Here is a 16,520-nt window from a genome sequence, read left to right on the forward strand (position 1 = left end):
CGCCCTCCGCCGGCCTGGCCGGCATGCACCGCACATGACGCCACCCATAATTCGACACCGCAGCGGCCCGCCGGCCACCCCGCCCAACAACGACAACCGGAATTCGCTGATTCTGGCTGTGGCGGTGCACCTGCTGCTGCTGGTCGCCCTGATCTTTGGCGTGAACTGGCACACCGAGAACCCTGGCCCCGTCCAGGTGCAACTCTGGGCAGACGGCAATTCGCCCGTCTCGCCGCCGCCCACGCCGCAACCCGAACCGCCCAAGCCGCAACCCAAGCCCCAGCCCGAGCCGGAGCCTGAAAAGACGCCTGAGCCGCCTCCTCCGCCGCCCCCCCCGCCGCCGCCTCCCGAGCCCGAGCCGCAAGTTCAGGCCAAGACCGAGGAAGTCGATCCCGAGATCGCCATCCAGGAAGCCAAGAAGAAGCGCGAGCAGGAAGAAAAGGCACGCGAAGCCGCCGAGGCCGCCAAGGAAAAGGCGCGCCTCGAGGAAGAGCGCAAGCAGGCCGAACTGAAGGAAAAGAAGCGCCTGGAGCAGGAACGCCAGGCCGCCGAAAAGGCGGCTGCCGAGAAGGCCGCGGCTGAAAAGGCTGCCGCCCAGAAGGCGGCTGCGGAGAAGGCTGCCGCTGAAAAGGCCGCCGCTGAAAAGGCCGCAGCCGAGAAGGCCGCCACTGAGAAGGCGGCTGCCGAGAAGAAGGCCAAGGAAGAAGCCACCAAGAAGGCGGCTGCTGAAAAGGCTGCCGCGGAGAAGGCCGCTGCCGAAAAGGCCGCGGCTGAGAAAGCGGCTGCAGAAAAGGCTGCCGCCGAGAAGGCTGCTGCCGCCAAGAAGGCCGCCGCCGACAAGGCGCTGAAGGATGCCTTCCGCAACGACGCCCTGGGCGCCGCCGGCATCCCGGGCGGCACGGCCGACCGCAACCAGGCTGGCGGCGGACGCGACAGCGGCTATGGCGCCAAGGTCCGCGCCTGCGTGCAACCCGGGGTGGCGTATCCGCCCCCGCCCCGCAGCGGCTCGGGGAATCCGACCGCGCAATACCGGGTACAGTTAGGTTCTGACGGGAAGGTGAATGGCGTCACGTTGACCAGTTCTTCCGGCAACTCCGGCTTCGACCGCGCGGTCGAGACGGGCATCCGCCGTTGCAACCCGTTCCCGAAGCCCTCGACGGGCCGCTACGAACCCATTATTGACGTTGTCTACAGAATGTATGACTGACAGGAGATTGACGAACATGACTCCCGCTTATAGTCGACGAGTACCCACTCTCGCGCTCTGGAGAGCGTATGGAATCGGACTGCTGATGGTGGCGCTTGCCTGCCTGATGGCCATGAAGCCCGCCCACGCACAATTGCGTGTCGATATCTCCGGCACCGGCGCCACGCAGTATCCCGTGGCCATCGCCGACTTCGCCGTTGACGACACCCACGGCCGCGCGCTGGCCGAAGTCATCCGCGCCGACCTTACCCGCACCGGCCAGTTCCGCCTGATCAACGCAGCCGGCTCCGGCCTGAACGTCGACTCCCCCATCGCCCACGACGACTGGCGCGGCAAGGGCGCCGACTTCATCGCCTACGGCAGCATCACGCGCGGCGCCGATGGCCGCTACGACGTGCGCTACCGCCTGGCCGACACGGTCAAGAAGTCGCAGCTGGACGGCGTGGCCTTTTCGGGCACCGAGCAGGAACTGCGCCGCGTGGCCCACCAGATCGCCGACCGCATCTACGAAAAGATCACCGGCGTTCGCGGCGTGTTCTCGACTCGTATCGCGTATGTGCTGAAGAAGGGCTCCACCTACGAACTGCAGGTGGCTGACGCCGACGGCCAGAATCCGCAGGTTGCCCTGCGCTCGCGCGAGCCGATCATTTCGCCGTCCTGGTCGCCCGATGGCGCCAAGCTCGCCTACGTGAGCTTCGAGTCCGGCAAACCCGTCGTCTACGTGCACACGCTGGCCACCAGCGCCCGCGCACCGGTCGCCAACTTCAAGGGCAACAACAGCGCCCCGGGTTGGTCGCCTGATGGCAGCAAGCTCGCCGTCGCCCTGACGCGTGACGGTTTGTCGCAAATTTACGTCGTTAATGCGGCCGATGGCTCGAATCCGAGCCGAGTTACGCGTTCTCCCGGGATTGACACCGAGCCGAGCTTTACGCCCGACGGCGCTTCCATTATCTTTACGAGTGACCGCAGCGGCGGGCCGCAAATCTATCAGACCGGCTCGACAGGCGGCGAAGCACGCCGTCTCACGTTTAATGGTGGTTACAACATCTCACCCCGAATTTCCCCCGATGGATCGACGCTGCTGTACGTTGCAAGACGAGACGGCGCGTTTCGAATCGCATCTCTGAACTTGTCCACTGGTGCCGAAGCCTTGCTGACTGATGGTCGTGACGATCAGTCGCCCAGCTTTGCGCCCAACGGAATGCAAGTCCTCTACGCCGCCATCCAAAATGGCCGTAGCGTGCTGGCAGGTGTGTCAAGCGATGGACGCGTGCGACAAACGCTTTCGGTACTGAACGGGGAAATACGTGAACCGACTTGGGGCCCATTCATTACCCGATAACACGTGTGACTCTCTTTGCAAAGGAACTATCATGAAGTCGCGCATTGCCAAAAGCCTAACCATCGCCGCTCTGGCTGCCGCCCTGGCAGCTTGCAGCTCCGTCCCTCTCGACGATAAAGCGGGTCAGGGTGGAGGCGCTGGCCAAGGATCTTCGGCCTCTGGCCAAATCCTTGATCCTTTCAACCCCCAAAGCATCCTGGCGCAACAGCGCTCGGTGTACTTTGATTTCGACAGCTACACCGTGTCGGACCAATACCGTGGCCTGGTCGAAACCCATGCCAAGTACCTGGCTTCGCACCAACAGCAAAAGATCAAGATCGAAGGCAACACCGACGAACGTGGCGGTGCTGAGTACAACCTGGCCCTCGGCCAGCGTCGTGCCGACGCCGTGCGTCGCATGATGACCCTGCTGGGCGTCAGCGACAACCAGATCGAAACCATCAGCTTCGGCAAGGAAAAGCCGCGCTCGACGGGTACGACTGAAGCCGACTTTGCTGAAAACCGCCGCGCCGATATCAACTATCTGCGCTAAGATTTTCGCTTAGTCTGGAGCCCTACCTCGCGTCGGGACGGCCAGCCGGCCGTCCCGACGTTTGTTTTTTTACCCGGGAATATTCATGCGCGATTACGTTCTGTCCCTGCGTCCCCTGATTGTGGCCACTGGCCTGGCGCTTGCCGCCCTCACGGCCCCCGCTCACGCTTTTTCCGACGATGAAGCCCGCAAGGCCATCCTGGATTTGCGCCAGCAGGTGCAGCAGCAGAACGAGCAAAGCCAACGCGCCAAGCTGCAACTGGCCGATCAGATCCAGTCGTTGCAGCAGGAAATCGCCCAACTGCGCGACCAGCTCGAACTGGTGTCGCGCCAGCAACCGAGCGCCAAGCCGGGCACTGCGCCGGGCAGCGCCAATCCCCCGGGCGCCTCTGCCGGCGATCCCCAGGAACAGACCGCCTATGACGGCGCGATGGACCTGTTCCGCAAGGGCCAGTACAAGGAAGCGGCCGAATCGCTGGCCGCCTTCACCGCGCTTTATCCCAACAGCCAGCTCGCGCCCAGCGCCCAGTTCTATCAGGGCAGCAGCCGCTATGCGCTAAAGGACTTCAAGGGCACCATCGAGCAACTGAACGCCATGGTCCAGAAGTCGCCGGATAACGCCCGCGCCCCCGACGCGCTGCTGATCATCGCCGGCAGCCAGATCGAACTGAACAACCGCGCCGGCGCCAAGACCACCTTGCAGCGCATCGTCCGCGACTACCCGACCACGCCGGCCGCCACTACGGCCAAGAGCCGGCTGCAACTGCTGCAGTAATGCGGCACGCCGCAAGCGCGGCAGGCGCTTACCGCCACATTCTTCGCCGCCGGGCGGGGCTGATTGCCCTGCTGCTGGCGGCGATTCTGTTTGCGCTGCTGATCGACTTCACCGTGGGCCCGTCCGGGCTGCCCTGGCGTGCGCTCTGGCAGACGCTTGTCGCACCCGCCGAGGCCGATCCAACCTATCGCGTGATCGTCTGGGACATCCGCCTGCCATCCGCCCTGATGGCCGCCCTGGTGGGCATGGCGCTGGGCCTGGCGGGCGCCGAGATGCAGACCATCCTGAACAATCCCCTTGCCAGCCCGTTCACCCTGGGCGTGTCGTCGGCCGCCGCCTTTGGCGCGTCATTGGCGATCGTGCTTCAGTTCGGATTGCCCGGTATTCCCCCCGGCTGGCTGATTGCCGCCAACGCCTTCCTGTTTGCCCTGCTGGCGGCGCTGCTGCTGGATGCCGTGGCCCGGTGGGGCGGCATGAACACCTCGGGCGTCGTGCTGTTCGGCATCGCCATGGTGTTCACCTTCAATGCGCTGGTGTCGCTGGTGCAGTTCACGGCCAGCGCCGAAGCCTTGCAGAACCTGGTGTTCTGGACGATGGGCAGCCTGGCGCGTTCAAGCTGGACGACCGTGGGCGTGCTGGCCCTGGCGTTCGCGGTGGCGCTGCCGCTGGCCATGCGGCAATCCTGGAAGCTGACCGCCCTGCGGTTGGGCGAGGACCGCGCCGCGAGCTTCGGCGTGGATGTGCGCCGCGTGCGCGTGTCGGCGCTGGCGCGTGTGAGCCTGCTGTCCGCGCTGGCGGTGGCCTTTGTCGGCACCATCGGCTTCATCGGACTGGTCGCACCGCACATCGCGCGCCGGCTGTTCGGCGAGGACCACCGCTTTTATCTGCCGGGCAGCGCCCTGGTCGGCGCGGTGATCCTGTCGCTGGCATCCATCGCGTCCAAGAATCTGATGCCTGGCGTGGTCGTTCCCGTGGGCATCGTGACCGCACTGGTCGGCATTCCGTTCTTCATTTCCGTCGTGCTGCGCCGGCAACTGCCATGACAAAACCGGCACACACGCCCCAATCTGCCGGACTGGCGGTGCAAGCGCTGACGGTGGGCTATGGGCGCGAGGACGTCCTGCACGACCTGTCGATCCCGGCCCTGGCCGAGGGCGAGGTGACGGCGCTACTGGGACCCAATGGCAGCGGCAAGTCGACGTTGCTCAAGGCCCTGGCGGGACTGGTGCGGCCTCGGACAGGCAACGCGGCACTGGACGGCCGTGACCTGACCCGGTTGGACCACGGCGAGCGTGCGCGCCACGTGGTGTATCTGCCGCAGAGCCTGCCTGCGGCGGTCCACCTGCGCGTGTTCGAGTCGGTGCTGGTGGCGGGGCGCGCCAGCGACGCGGCGGCCGGTCCGGTGGATCTGCAGGCCATCGACCAGTTGCTGGCGCGGCTGGGCATCGCGCATCTGGCGCTGCACTATCTGGACGCGCTGTCCGGCGGACAGAAGCAACTGGTGGGCCTGGCGCAGGCGTTGATCCGCCATCCGCGTGTGCTGCTGCTGGACGAGCCGCTATCGGCCCTGGATTTGAACTATCAGTTCCACGTCATGCGGCTGCTGCGCCAAGAGACGCGCGAGCACGGTCTTATCAGCCTGATTGTTTTGCACGACCTGAACGTGGCCCTGCAGCATGCGGACCGGGCGGTGATGATCCATGAGGGGCGACTGCACGCCGCGGGAACACCGGCGGACGTCATCACGCCGGATTCACTGGCTGCCGTTTACGGCGTGGAGGCGCGGGTGGAGTCGTGCTCGCAAGGCCGGCGGCAGGTGCTGATCGACGGGCTGCAGGCGCACCCCGGCTGACCGGGGCGGGCCGGCGCGCAGGCCGCGATCTCCGAGCCCGAAGCTCAAGCCCCAAGCTCAAGCCCCAAGCTCAAGCTCCAAGCTCAGACCCGGACCGTCACGCCCGCAGCGCCACGTCCGCGACCGGCGCCCCGGTCATGTCGGCCAGCTGGGCCGGCGTCAGGTTGAACACGGTGTGCGGGTGGCCGGCGGCGGCCCACAGGCTTTCGTAGTTGAAAAGATCCGCGTCCAGCAGCATCACGGGCTTGACCGCGTGGCCGATGGGGCAGACGCCGCCGATCGCGTAGCCGGTCATGTCGCGCACGAAACGCGCATCGGCCTTGGCCAGCGGGCCGACCTGCGCCGCGACCTTGCTTTCGTCCACGCGGTTGGCGCCGCTGGCAATGACCAGCACCGGCGCGTCATCGGTAGCGCGGCGAAAGATGATGGACTTGGCGATCTGGGCGACTTTGCAGCCCAGGCCCGCAGCCGCTTCCGCCGAGGTCTTGCCCGACTGGGGCAGTACCACCACGGGTTTGTCGTGCCCCATGTCCACCAGCAGGCGCGCAACGCGCTGGGCGGATTCCGGCAAGGCGGCGATGGATTCTGGCGACATCGTTGAAAACTCCGTTCAGGAAAACTGGCGCGCGAGCGGACTCCCGCCGGCGCGCCGCAGACGAGTGTATCAGCGTCCGCCGCAGCGCCGTGCCGGGCTAGAATGCGGGCCTGGCTCCACCACCCGATCCACATGCGTTCCGAACCCGTTCTGCCCCTGCAAACCGCGTCCATCGGCGGTTACGCCATGTCCTACACCGAGTACGGCAGCGGCACGCCGCTGGTGTTGGTGCACGGCTCGCTGTCCGACGCCCGCTACTGGAAGTCGCAGATGGCGCCGCTGGGTCGTTCCTTCCGGGTGCTGGCCGTGTGCCTGCGCCGGTATTGGCCCGAAACCTGGGACGGCGAAGGCGGCGGCTTTTCAGTCGAGCAGCATGCCAGCGACGTGCTGGAATTCATCGACACGGTGGCCGGCGGCCCAGCCCATCTGGTGGGCCATTCGCGCGGTGGCCGCGTCGCACTGGAGGCCGCGCTGCGTCAGCCCGGCTCGCTGCGCAGTCTTACCCTTGCCGACCCCGGTCTGCCGCTGCCGGGTTGCAAAGATGAACGCGGCGGCTTTCGCCAGCGCGCCCTGACGCTGATCCGGCAAGGCGATGTCGAAGAAGGCCTGGCCCTGTTCGTGGATACCGTGACCGGACCCGACACCTGGCAGCGCATGGTGCCGTGGTTCAAGGAAATGGTGCGTGACAACGTGGGCACGCTCTTCGGTCAGGTGGACGAGCAGCCTGACACGTTGACGCCGGCGCAGATCGGCAGCCTGACGATGCCGGTCCTGCTGATCGGCGGTGCGCTCAGCCCGGCGCCCTATCCGGCCGTGCTGGACGCGCTGGCGCAATGGCTGCCGCAATCGCGCCGCGTGGACATCGTGGGCTCGTCGCACGGCATGAACCTGGGCAATCCCCGCGCTTTCAATGGCGCCATCCAGGAATTCATCGGCGGGTAAGGCGCCCCCCCGTCAGGGTTCGACCGACGGCGTGTGCTTGAGGCGGCGCAGCACAAAGGTGGAGCGGCTGTGCCGCACGCCGCGCAGCTTGTACAGGCGCTTGCGCAGGAATTCCTCGTAGCCCTCAGTGCCCGCCACGGCGACCTTGATGAGGTAGTCGTATTCGCCCGTCACCAGAAATGCCTCCACCACCTCGGGCAGGCGGCTGATTTCTTCGCCAAAGCGCGCCAGCGTGTCGTCGTCGTGGTGTTCCAGCGTGACTTCGATCATCACCGTGTCGGGCAGCCCGAGCGCCTTCTGGTTCAGCAAGGCCGCGTAGCCTTCGATCACGCCGGCCTCTTCCAACGCCTTGACCCGGTTCCAGCACGGCGTGGGCGACAGGCCGACCATGTCGGCCAGCTTCAGGTTGGTCAGCCGTCCGTCCGCGCGCAGGGCGCGCAGGATCTTCCGGTCGGTTTCATCGAGTTTGGGCAATGTGGGCATCGTTGGCGATATATGAAGACAGAATCCCTGCGACAGCCGATTTTACAGAAATAAGATTCTTCATATCACGGCAAACCGGCGTGAATCAAGAAACCTATTTTGCGCGTCGGCGCGTAGACTTTTTCCAAGGCGCGCACCTATCCCGCGCGTCCCGATTCGGCGCTTTCGCTGCGGCACAACCCGGCGGGCGCGCCGGCAGTTCCCACGCAGCAAGCCCGCGCGCCGATCCGCGCGGCTGGAAATCATGCCCAACGCAGCAGCACCCGCAAAAACCGGTCTCGGCCTGTCCGGCGCCGTCATGCTCTTCAGCGCCCCGGCGCTATTCGCTTCAAACATGGTCGCAGCCCGCTGGGCCCACGACGCCAACCTTCCCCCTGTTTTCCTTGCGTTCGGCCGCTGGCTGATTGCCCTCCTGATCCTGTTGCCGTTCGCCCTGCCCGCCCTGCGCGCCCATCGCCGGGCGCTCTGGCGCGGATTGCCGGCGCTGTTGCCGCTGGCCGTACTGGGCATGGGCGTGGCGGTGGCGCCGCAGTACATCGGCGCGCAGACCACCAGCGCCACCAATATCGCGCTGATCTTTTCGTGCAGCCCGCTGCTGGTGACACTGCTGGAGGCGGTGATCTGGCGCAAGCCGCTGTCCGCGCCGCGCGCGGCCGGCCTCGCGCTGGCGTTGGGCGGCGTATTGGTGGTGCTGACGCGCGGCGACGCCAACGCGCTGGCCCGGCTGGCGTTTGGACAGGGTGACCTGTGGGTGCTGCTGGCGGCCACAGGTTGGGCCTTGTACACCGTGCTGCAGAAGCGTCTGACCCTGCCGGCCGTGCCCGACAGCGCGCGGCTGGCGACGATGATGTTGGGCGGTGCACTGGCGCTGGCGCCGTTTGCGGGCATTGAAGCGGCGGCCGGCATGGCGCCCGCGTGGACGGACCCGCGCCTGGCGGCGGTGCTGCTGTTTTTGGCGGTGGTACCGAGCCTGGGAGCCTATTACGTGTACGGCCGGCTCATCAGCCTGGCCGGTCCGGCGACCGCAGGCCTGTCGATGTTCCTGGTGCCGGTCTACGCGGCGCTGCTGGCCTGGCCGCTGCTGGGCGAGGCGCCGCAGCTCTTTCATGCGTATGGCTTTGCGATGATCCTGCTGGGCGTGAAGCTGGCCGCGACGCGGCTGCGCCCGGCGGCGGCCGCAGCCGCCGCCTGACGCTGTTGCCTGAAACGCGGTTGCCTGAAACGCGGCGGCCTGAAAAACCGCCGCGGGAAAATCAGCGGCCCGCGCCCTGGGCCGCCATGATTTCCTGCGCCACCTGGCGCGGCGCTTCGGCGTAGTGCTTGAACTCCATCGTGTACGTCGCGCGGCCCTGCGTCAGCGACCGCAGCGACGTCGAATAGCCGAACATCTCGGCCAGCGGCACTTCGGCGCGCACAACCTTGCCGCCGCCGCCCGCGATGTCTTCCATGCCCTGCACCATGCCCCGCCGCGACGACAGGTCGCCCATGACGTTGCCGGTGAAGTCCTCCGGCGTCTCGACCTCGACTTGCATCATGGGTTCCAGCAGCACCGGATCGGCGCGCCGCATGCCTTCCTTGAACGCCATCGAGCCGGCCATCTTGAACGCGTTTTCGTTCGAGTCGACGTCGTGGTACGAGCCGAAGAACAGCGTCGCCTTCACGTCCACAACGGGGTACCCGGCCAGCACGCCGGCGTTGAGCGCCTCGCGGATGCCCTTGTCCACCGCCGGAATGAACTCGCGCGGCACGACGCCGCCCTTGATGGCGTCGACGAACTCGTAGCCCTTGCCCGCTTCTTGCGGTTCAAGCTTGAGCACCACGTGGCCATATTGCCCGCGGCCGCCCGACTGCTTGACGAACTTGCCTTCGACCTCGTTGCAGGTCTTGCGGATGGTCTCGCGGTACGCGACCTGCGGCTTGCCTACCGTGGCTTCCACGTTGAATTCGCGCTTCATGCGGTCGACCAGGATCTCGAGGTGAAGCTCGCCCATGCCGGAGATGATGGTTTGGCCGGATTCCTCGTCGGTGCGCACGCGGAACGACGGGTCTTCCTGCGCCAGGCGGCCCAGCGCGATCCCCATCTTTTCCTGGTCGGCCTTGGTCTTGGGTTCGACGGCCTGCGAAATGACGGGCTCGGGGAAGACCATGCGCTCGAGGATGATGATGTGCGACGGATCGGTCAGCGTGTCGCCGGTGGTGACATCCTTGATTCCCACGGCGGCGGCGATGTCGCCCGCATACACTTCGGTGATCTCGCGGCGCTCGTTGGCATGCATCTGCAAAATGCGGCCCAGGCGTTCCTTCTTTTCCTTGATCGGGTTGTAGACCGAATCGCCGGATTTCACCACGCCGGAATACACGCGGAAGAACACGAGCTGCCCGACGAACGGGTCGGTCATGATCTTGAAGGCGAGCGCGGAGAACGGCTCGTTGTCGGTCGGATGGCGCTCGATTTCGTTGTCGCGCTGGTCATGGCCCTTGATGGCGGGCACGTCCACCGGCGACGGCATGTAGTCGATGACCGCATCCAGCATCGCCTGCACGCCCTTGTTCTTGAACGCGCTGCCGCACAGCATCGGCACGATCTCGTTGGCGATCGTGCGAGCACGCAGGCCTTCCTTGATTTCCGCCTCGGTCAGCGGTTCGCCGGACAGGTATTTTTCAAGCAGGGTTTCATTGGCCTCGGCGGCCTTTTCCACCATCTTGTCGTGCCATTCCTGCGCCTGCTCCTGCATGGCCGCGGGGATGTCCACGTACTGGAATTTCACGCCCTGGCTGGCGTCGTCCCAGATGATGCCTTTCATCTTGACGAGGTCGATCACGCCTTCGAAGTGGTCTTCGGCGCCAATCGGCAACTGGATGGGCACGGCGTCGCCCTTCAGGCGCTCGGCGATCTGGCGCTGCACGCGCAGGAAGTCCGCGCCGACGCGGTCCATCTTGTTGACGAAGGCCAGGCGCGGCACCTTGTACTTGTTGGCCTGGCGCCAGACGGTCTCTGACTGCGGCTGCACGCCGCCCACGGCGTCATAGACCATGACGGCGCCGTCGAGCACGCGCATGGAACGTTCGACTTCGATGGTGAAGTCGACGTGGCCCGGCGTGTCGATGATGTTGATGCGGTGTTCGGGGTAGTTGCCCGCCATGCCTTTCCAGAAGGCGGTGGTGGCGGCCGACGTGATGGTGATGCCCCGTTCCTGCTCTTGTTCCATCCAGTCCATCACCGCGGCGCCGTCATGGACTTCGCCGATCTTGTGGGTGATGCCGGTGTAGAAGAGGATGCGCTCGGTGGTCGTCGTTTTGCCTGCATCAATATGGGCGCTGATGCCGATATTGCGATAAAGCTCGATGCGCGTCTTGCGGGTCATGGCCTCTTCCTACGGTTGGATGAAGATGCGTAAATATTACGCGCCGTGCGGCAAGATACAAGCCTGAATCGGCCTTCCGAAGGGTCTTTGCGAAGGCAATGAGTTTGGCCCCGCCATACCAACGTATAAGCGGATTCGGCGGGCATAAAAAAGCCCCTCCGAGGAGGGGCCGTGGCGCATGCAGCGGCGCGCAGCGCGCACCACTTTGGCGCGCAATTACTTCTTGTCTTCCTTGACGCGATACACCAGCACGGCGGTGGTGGCCAGCGACAGCACCTTGGCGGTGACGCTGCCCAGCAGCAGGCGCGACAGGCCGCTGCGGCCGTGGCTGCCGATGAAGATCAGGTCGCAGCCGGCGTCGGTGGCGGCCTGGACGATGCCGTCGGCGACGTTGAAGTTGGACACCGCGCGCGCATCGGCTTTGACGCCGGCAGTGTCGGCGCGGTCGATGATCTGCTTGAGGTACTTGTCGGCTTGCTCGGCGGAGGCCTTTTCGTAGTCTTCGTCGGTGATGGCGTAGGCCGCGGCCATGCCGTCAAATCCGATGGTGGCCGCGAACGGCTGCGTCACGTAGAGGGCGACGACTTCGGCGCCAACCGAGCGCGCGAAGCAGATACCTGCGTTGGCGGCTTGCGCCGAGAGCGGGGAACCGTCGGTGGGAATCAGGATCTTCTTGAACATCTTGCCTGCTCCTGTTTTAAAGGAATCTTTATGCTACCGGAAAGCCGCCGGGTCCACATCCGTCGAACCGGCGGCCTTGACGAGGGTCAAGGCCGGGTTTATCCCAACTGCTGGGCAGCCGCGAACAGGTTCGTGCAGCGGGTGCCGGTGCGGCAGTATGCCAGGACCGGGCCCGGCAGGGTGCGCAGCAGCTCCGCAAAGCGTGCAACATCGGCGGCGGTCATGGCGCTGCCCACGACGGGCTGGTATTCGATCTGCAGGCCGGCTTCCTGCGCGGCGCGCGACACATCGGCGGCGGTGGGCTGATCGGGACCGCCCTCGAAATCGGGGCGGTTGATGATGACGCTCTTGTAGCCGGCGGCGGCCACGTCGGCCATGTCGTCGGGACCCAGTTGCGGGGCGACGGCAAAGTTCTGGGTAAGAGGCTTGATGGGTGCGGACATGACGGTTCCTTCGGTGACTGGTCGATGTGGCTCGGAATTATTGATTGTAGGACCCGTTTTGCGCGAAAAGTTTTTCCAGTTCGGCCCAGATTCCCCGGTGGTCGGCGACGGATACCGAAAAGCGCAGCATGGTGGACGGCGCCTGCGTCGGCGAAAACAAGGTGCCGGGCGCGAGCAACAGGCCGCGGTCCGCGGCTTCGCGCGCCAGCACCTCGGAATCGCGGCCGCAATCGGCCCAGACGAACATGCCGCCGTGCGGCTCGTGCGGGATGGTCAGGCCCAGTTTCAGCAGCCCCTTCATGCAGCGCTGGCGCGCGTCGTCGACCCGCTGCCGCACACGCTCGATATGGCGCCGGTACTGCCCTTCCATGAGCACCCGGTGCACGACGCGCTCGCCGAGTTCGGGTGAGGTCAGGCCCGCCAGCATCTTCAGGTCGGCCAGCTTCTGCAGCAATTCGGGGTTGGCCGCCACATAGCCGACACGCAGGCTGGCCGCCAGCATCTTGGAATAGCCGCCCACGAAGATGACGCGGTTCAGCCGGTCTAGCGCGGCGAGCTTGATGGCCCCGCCCGGATGCAGCTCGCCGTAGGTGTCGTCTTCGACCACCATAAAGTCGTGGCGCTCGGCAATGCGCAGGATGCCGTAGGCCGCTCCCGCGGACAGCGTATGGCCGGTGGGATTGTGGACCGAGCCGTTGATGATGAAGAGCTTGGGCTTGTGCTGCGCGGCCAGTTGCTCGAGCAGGTCGAGATCGGGGCCGTCCGGCCCGCGCGGCACGCCGATCAGGCGGGCGCCAAACGCGGCAAGGCGGCCGAAGATCACGAACCAGGCCGGGTCTTCGACCAGCACGGTGTCGCCCGGCTTGACCAGATGGCGCGCAATCAGATCCAGCCCGTGGGTGACGCCGTTGGTCGTGAGCAGGTTGAGCTCAGGATGGGCGGGCACGCCCTCGTTCTGCAGAACCGCCGCGATCTGCTGGCGCAGCGGCGCGAATCCCTGCGGACTGCCGTAGCTGACGAGGTTGGCGCGCACCGAGCGGCCCACGGCGCGCACCGCGCCCGCCACCATTTCCGGGTCCAGCCAGTCGGGCGGCAAAAGGCCCGCGCCACCCGGCATGCCCGGGGCGGTGGACTCCCGGAACATGCTGCGCAACAGCCACGCGATGTCCACCCGCGCGGGCGGCGCAAGCGTGCTGGGCGCGGCCGCGGCCACCGCCGTCAGCGGGCCACTGCGCGCCTTCACGAAAAAGCCGGCGCCCCGGCGCGACTGCACCAGCCCGCGCGCGACCAGGCGGTCATAAGCCTCGACCACGGTGAAGCGGCTGACGCCCGACTGTTCAGCCATCTTGCGGATGGACGGCAGGCGCGTGCCGGGGCGCAGGCCTTGCTCGTCGATGCGGCGGGCCAGGCCGTCGGCCAGTTGCGCCACCAGGGTGGCATCGGCCTGGCGAACGGGCTGCCAAGGCAAGGAAGATGGGGCGGAGTGAGCAACTGTCATGGAGATTTGACCAGGCCAGTGATTAAAGTGACGTGCGTAGGTGTACCGGTACTGTACTGATGACTGTGCGTAGAGTGACAGCAATGCCGCAAACCTGCAACCGCAGGCGTCGCGGCCATGTCACTTTTTACGGTGCCGTCATGTCCCGTCCCGCGCTTTATGCTCCGCCTTCGGCCGCCTCCGCCGCCTCATCTTCCTTATGGGAGGGATACGGCTACGGTTTCCTGGGCGTGCTGGTGTTCTCGCTCACGCTGCCGATGACCCGTGTGGCGGTGGCGGAGCTGTCGCCGTTGCTGGTCGGATTGGGCCGCGCGCTGATCGCCGCCCTGCCCGCCATCGCACTGCTTTGGCTGACGCGCAGCCGCCGGCCGAACCGGCAGGAGTGGCCCGGCGTGATCCTGGCCGCGCTGGGCATCGTGGTGGGCTGGCCGCTGGCCTCGTCGATGGCGATGCAGACGGTGCCTTCGGCGCAAGGCGCCGTATTCAACGGCCTGCTGCCGCTGTCCACCGCCGCCTTTGCGGCCCTGCGCAGCGGCGAGCGGCCGTCGGCCGCCTTCTGGGCCTGGGCCGTCGCCGGCGCCGCGCTGGTCACCGCTTACGCGTTGCGCCAGGGCGAAGGCACGCTGACGGCCGGCTACCTGTGGCTGCTGGTGGCCGTGGTGCTGGGCGGAATGGGGTACGCCGAGGGTGCGCGGGCCTCGCGTACGCTGGGCGGTTGGCGCACAATATGTTGGGCGCTGACCATCAGCGCCCCGGTTGTTGCCGTCCCCGTCGGCTGGATGGCGGCGCAGCAGCCCTACTGGCCCAGCTCGGACGTGATCGCCGCCTGCGCCTACCTGGCTTTCGGCTCAATGTTCCTGGGGTTTTTCGCCTGGTATCGCGGCCTTGCCGCCGGCGGAATTGCCCGGGTGGGACAAGTGCAATTGCTGCAACCCTTCCTTACCGTCGTGGCCGCTGCTTTGCTGTTTGGCGAAACCGTGGAGGCGACGACGTTCGTGTTTGCCGCCGCCGTGATCGCCGTTATTGCCGGCGGACGCCGCGCCATCGTAAGGACCCCGACATGAACCTGTTTCCCGCCAATTGGGCCGACGTCCCGCTGGCCTCGCTTTCCCTCCTGGGTCCGCTGGCGTTGTTTGCGCTGGTCAGCTCGATCACGCCCGGCCCCAACAACGTGATGCTGGCGTCGTCGGGCCTGAACTTCGGATTCCGGCGCAGCGTGCCGCACCTGCTGGGCGTGAATCTGGGCTTCACGCTGATGATCTTTCTGGTCGGCGTCGGGCTCGGGTCGGTCTTCCAGCAGACGCCCGTCCTCTATACCGTCCTGAAGTACGCCGGCGCGGCCTATCTGCTTTACCTGGCCTGGAAGATCGCCAACTCGGGTCCACTGGACGAGGGCGAAGCGCGCGGCAAGCCGTTCACGTTCCTGCAGGCCGCCGCCTTCCAGTGGGTCAATCCCAAGGCGTGGGTGATGGCGGTGGGCGTGGTGGCCACCTATACGCCGCAGAACGGATTCTTTGCCAATCTGGTGATCGCGACGCTGGTCTGCGGCATCGTCAATCTGCCCAGCATCGGCATCTGGGTGACGTTCGGCACGGCGCTGCGCCGCGTTTTGCACCGGCCCGCCGCGATCCGCGCGTTTAATGTGGGCATGGCGCTGCTGCTTGTTGCTTCGCTGTATCCGGTCGCGCTCGAACTGCTGCACTGAACGGCCGTTCAGGCCAGCAGTCCCACCACGACGGCTGGCGTGACCAGCACGTTGAACAGGCCCGCCATCACCATCACCAGCCCCGCGACCGCGCCCTCTTCCGCGGCAAGTTCGCGGGCCTTGGCCGTACCCGCGCCGTGGGCGCCCATGCCGAACAGCGCGCCGCGCGCCAGCGCCGAGCGCAGCGGGAGCCAGCGGCACATGAACTGGCCGATGGCCGCGCCGAAGACACCTGTGACGATGACGAAGACCGCCGTCAGGTCGGGCACGCCCCCCACATGGGACGACACCGCGATGGCGAACGGCGTGGCGACCGAGCGCGGCAGCAGGCTGAGCCGCAGGTCGGGCGGCAAGTCGAGCATGCTGCCCAGCAACCACGCGCTGACGCCCGCGATGCCGCTGCCCACCACCACGCCCGCGGCCAATACCGGCCAGTAACGCCGGATCAGCGCCCGCTGCTCGTAGAGCGGCAACGCGAACGCCACGATGACCGGGCCCAGCATGGCCATCAGCCAGTGGGAACCCGACATGTAATCGCGGTACCCGGTGTGCAGCAGGATGGCGAGCGTCAGCAGCAACGCGGGCGCGACGACCAGGGTGGATGTCCACCAATAGGCAAAGCGGCGGTAGAACAGACGCGCGCAGACATACGCGGCAACGGTGGCGGCCGGCCAGAACAGCAGGTTGAATTCAGGCTGCACGGCGATTCATCCAGCGATAGCAAAGGTCGATCGTCAGCGCCGTGCCGGCCATGACAAGCGCCGTGCCCAGCAGGATCACGGCCAGCAGCTTCACGCCCAGCACGCCCAGGAACTCACGGTGGTCCAGGAGCGACATGACCGCCGGCACGAAGAAAAGCAGCATTTCACCCAGCAGCCAGCTCGCGCCGCGCTGCACGTTGCGCACGCGCAGCCGCCGGGTCGCCAACAGGAGCAGCACCAGCGCCATCCCGATGACCCCGCCCGGCACCGGCAGGCCCGAGGCCTGCGCCACCGCCTGGCCCAGCAGGGCAAAAATGACGATCAATGCAATCTGCAGCAGACGGCTGCGGCGCAGCGCGCTGCGGACAAGGACGGAATGGCGAAGACGGGGCATGAGAC

Annotated in this window: 18 protein-coding genes; 10 read left to right on the forward strand and 8 right to left on the reverse strand. The window is 66.4% G+C overall.

The window, feature by feature from the left end; all coding sequences use genetic code 11:
* Positions 1–34: 34 nt before the first annotated feature.
* The 6 genes from tolA to RT697_RS13675 all read left to right on the forward strand — a co-directional run bounded on the left by tolA (position 35) and on the right by RT697_RS13675 (position 5,708).
* Positions 35–1,207: a cell envelope integrity protein TolA gene (gene tolA, locus RT697_RS13650; protein ID WP_312437903.1), complete on the forward strand. Its 1,173-nt coding sequence runs from the start codon at positions 35–37 to the stop codon at positions 1,205–1,207.
* A gap of 16 nt (positions 1,208–1,223) precedes the next feature.
* A complete protein-coding gene (gene tolB, locus RT697_RS13655) occupies positions 1,224–2,549 on the forward strand; it encodes a Tol-Pal system beta propeller repeat protein TolB (protein ID WP_175186389.1) in 1,326 nt (441 codons plus the stop codon).
* Between the two features lie 31 nt (positions 2,550–2,580).
* Positions 2,581–3,081: a peptidoglycan-associated lipoprotein Pal gene (pal, locus tag RT697_RS13660; protein ID WP_056564223.1), complete on the forward strand. Its 501-nt coding sequence runs from the start codon at positions 2,581–2,583 to the stop codon at positions 3,079–3,081.
* 85 nt (positions 3,082–3,166) lie between these two features.
* Positions 3,167–3,856 (forward strand): tol-pal system protein YbgF, encoded by a 690-nt coding sequence (gene ybgF, locus RT697_RS13665; RefSeq protein ID WP_056564227.1) that lies wholly within the window; start codon positions 3,167–3,169, stop codon positions 3,854–3,856.
* Positions 3,856–4,899 carry an iron ABC transporter permease gene (locus RT697_RS13670; protein WP_313699534.1) on the forward strand — a complete coding sequence of 348 codons (1,044 nt, stop codon included), beginning with the start codon at positions 3,856–3,858 and terminating at the stop codon, positions 4,897–4,899. The genes ybgF and RT697_RS13670 overlap by 1 nt, the downstream gene beginning before the upstream one ends.
* Positions 4,896–5,708, forward strand: coding sequence for an ABC transporter ATP-binding protein (locus RT697_RS13675; protein ID WP_313699536.1), 813 nt, complete (start codon positions 4,896–4,898; stop codon positions 5,706–5,708). Before RT697_RS13670 ends, RT697_RS13675 begins: the two co-directional genes overlap by 4 nt.
* 97 nt (positions 5,709–5,805) lie before the next feature.
* On the opposite strand, the gene RT697_RS13680 is transcribed toward RT697_RS13675, so the two are convergent.
* Positions 5,806–6,303, reverse strand: coding sequence for a YbaK/EbsC family protein (locus tag RT697_RS13680; RefSeq protein ID WP_313699537.1), 498 nt, complete (start codon positions 6,301–6,303; stop codon positions 5,806–5,808).
* Positions 6,304–6,435: 132 nt separating this feature from the next.
* Between RT697_RS13680 and RT697_RS13685 the strand changes: the two genes are divergently transcribed.
* A complete protein-coding gene (locus RT697_RS13685) occupies positions 6,436–7,245 on the forward strand; it encodes an alpha/beta hydrolase (RefSeq protein ID WP_313699539.1) in 810 nt (269 codons plus the stop codon).
* 12 nt (positions 7,246–7,257) lie between these two features.
* Here the strand turns inward: RT697_RS13685 and RT697_RS13690 are convergent, their stop codons facing one another.
* Entirely contained in the window at positions 7,258–7,728 is a 471-nt protein-coding gene (locus RT697_RS13690; protein WP_175125365.1) for an Lrp/AsnC family transcriptional regulator, read from the reverse strand.
* 244 nt (positions 7,729–7,972) lie between these two features.
* Here RT697_RS13690 and RT697_RS13695 point away from each other — a divergent pair, with 244 nt between their 5' ends.
* Complete coding sequence (locus RT697_RS13695) at positions 7,973–8,920, forward strand: DMT family transporter (protein WP_313699541.1); 948 nt, start codon at positions 7,973–7,975, stop codon at positions 8,918–8,920.
* A 61-nt stretch (positions 8,921–8,981) separates the two neighbouring features.
* On the opposite strand, the gene fusA is transcribed toward RT697_RS13695, so the two are convergent.
* The 4 genes from fusA to RT697_RS13715 form a co-directional block, all read right to left on the reverse strand.
* Positions 8,982–11,093, reverse strand: coding sequence for an elongation factor G (fusA, locus tag RT697_RS13700; RefSeq protein ID WP_313699542.1), 2,112 nt, complete (start codon positions 11,091–11,093; stop codon positions 8,982–8,984).
* 216 nt (positions 11,094–11,309) lie between these two features.
* Positions 11,310–11,774 (reverse strand): universal stress protein, encoded by a 465-nt coding sequence (locus RT697_RS13705; RefSeq protein WP_175125369.1) that lies wholly within the window; start codon positions 11,772–11,774, stop codon positions 11,310–11,312.
* Between the two features lie 98 nt (positions 11,775–11,872).
* Positions 11,873–12,217, reverse strand: coding sequence for a TIGR01244 family sulfur transferase (locus tag RT697_RS13710; RefSeq protein WP_062838528.1), 345 nt, complete (start codon positions 12,215–12,217; stop codon positions 11,873–11,875).
* Between the two features lie 37 nt (positions 12,218–12,254).
* Positions 12,255–13,715 carry a PLP-dependent aminotransferase family protein gene (locus tag RT697_RS13715; RefSeq protein ID WP_313699544.1) on the reverse strand — a complete coding sequence of 487 codons (1,461 nt, stop codon included), beginning with the start codon at positions 13,713–13,715 and terminating at the stop codon, positions 12,255–12,257.
* 140 nt (positions 13,716–13,855) lie between these two features.
* Between RT697_RS13715 and RT697_RS13720 the strand changes: the two genes are divergently transcribed.
* Together RT697_RS13720 and RT697_RS13725 are read left to right on the forward strand one after the other, a co-directional pair.
* Positions 13,856–14,779: a DMT family transporter gene (locus RT697_RS13720; protein WP_313699546.1), complete on the forward strand. Its 924-nt coding sequence runs from the start codon at positions 13,856–13,858 to the stop codon at positions 14,777–14,779.
* On the forward strand, positions 14,776–15,420 hold the full coding sequence (locus tag RT697_RS13725) for a LysE family translocator (RefSeq protein ID WP_056564249.1): 645 nt from the start codon (positions 14,776–14,778) through the stop codon (positions 15,418–15,420). The genes RT697_RS13720 and RT697_RS13725 overlap by 4 nt, the downstream gene beginning before the upstream one ends.
* Before the next feature lie 8 nt (positions 15,421–15,428).
* On the opposite strand, the gene RT697_RS13730 is transcribed toward RT697_RS13725, so the two are convergent.
* Both RT697_RS13730 and RT697_RS13735 read right to left on the reverse strand, forming a co-directional pair.
* Positions 15,429–16,121, reverse strand: a complete 693-nt coding sequence (locus tag RT697_RS13730) for an LrgB family protein (RefSeq protein WP_313699548.1) — start codon at positions 16,119–16,121, stop codon at positions 15,429–15,431.
* Complete coding sequence (locus RT697_RS13735; RefSeq protein ID WP_313699550.1) at positions 16,111–16,515, reverse strand: CidA/LrgA family protein; 405 nt, start codon at positions 16,513–16,515, stop codon at positions 16,111–16,113. Before RT697_RS13735 ends, RT697_RS13730 begins: the two co-directional genes overlap by 11 nt.
* Positions 16,516–16,520 lie beyond the last annotated feature (5 nt).

The sequence above is a fragment of the Achromobacter sp. genome (assembly GCF_032113835.1).
In the GTDB taxonomy this organism is placed as follows: Bacteria; Pseudomonadota; Gammaproteobacteria; order Burkholderiales; family Burkholderiaceae_B; genus Achromobacter.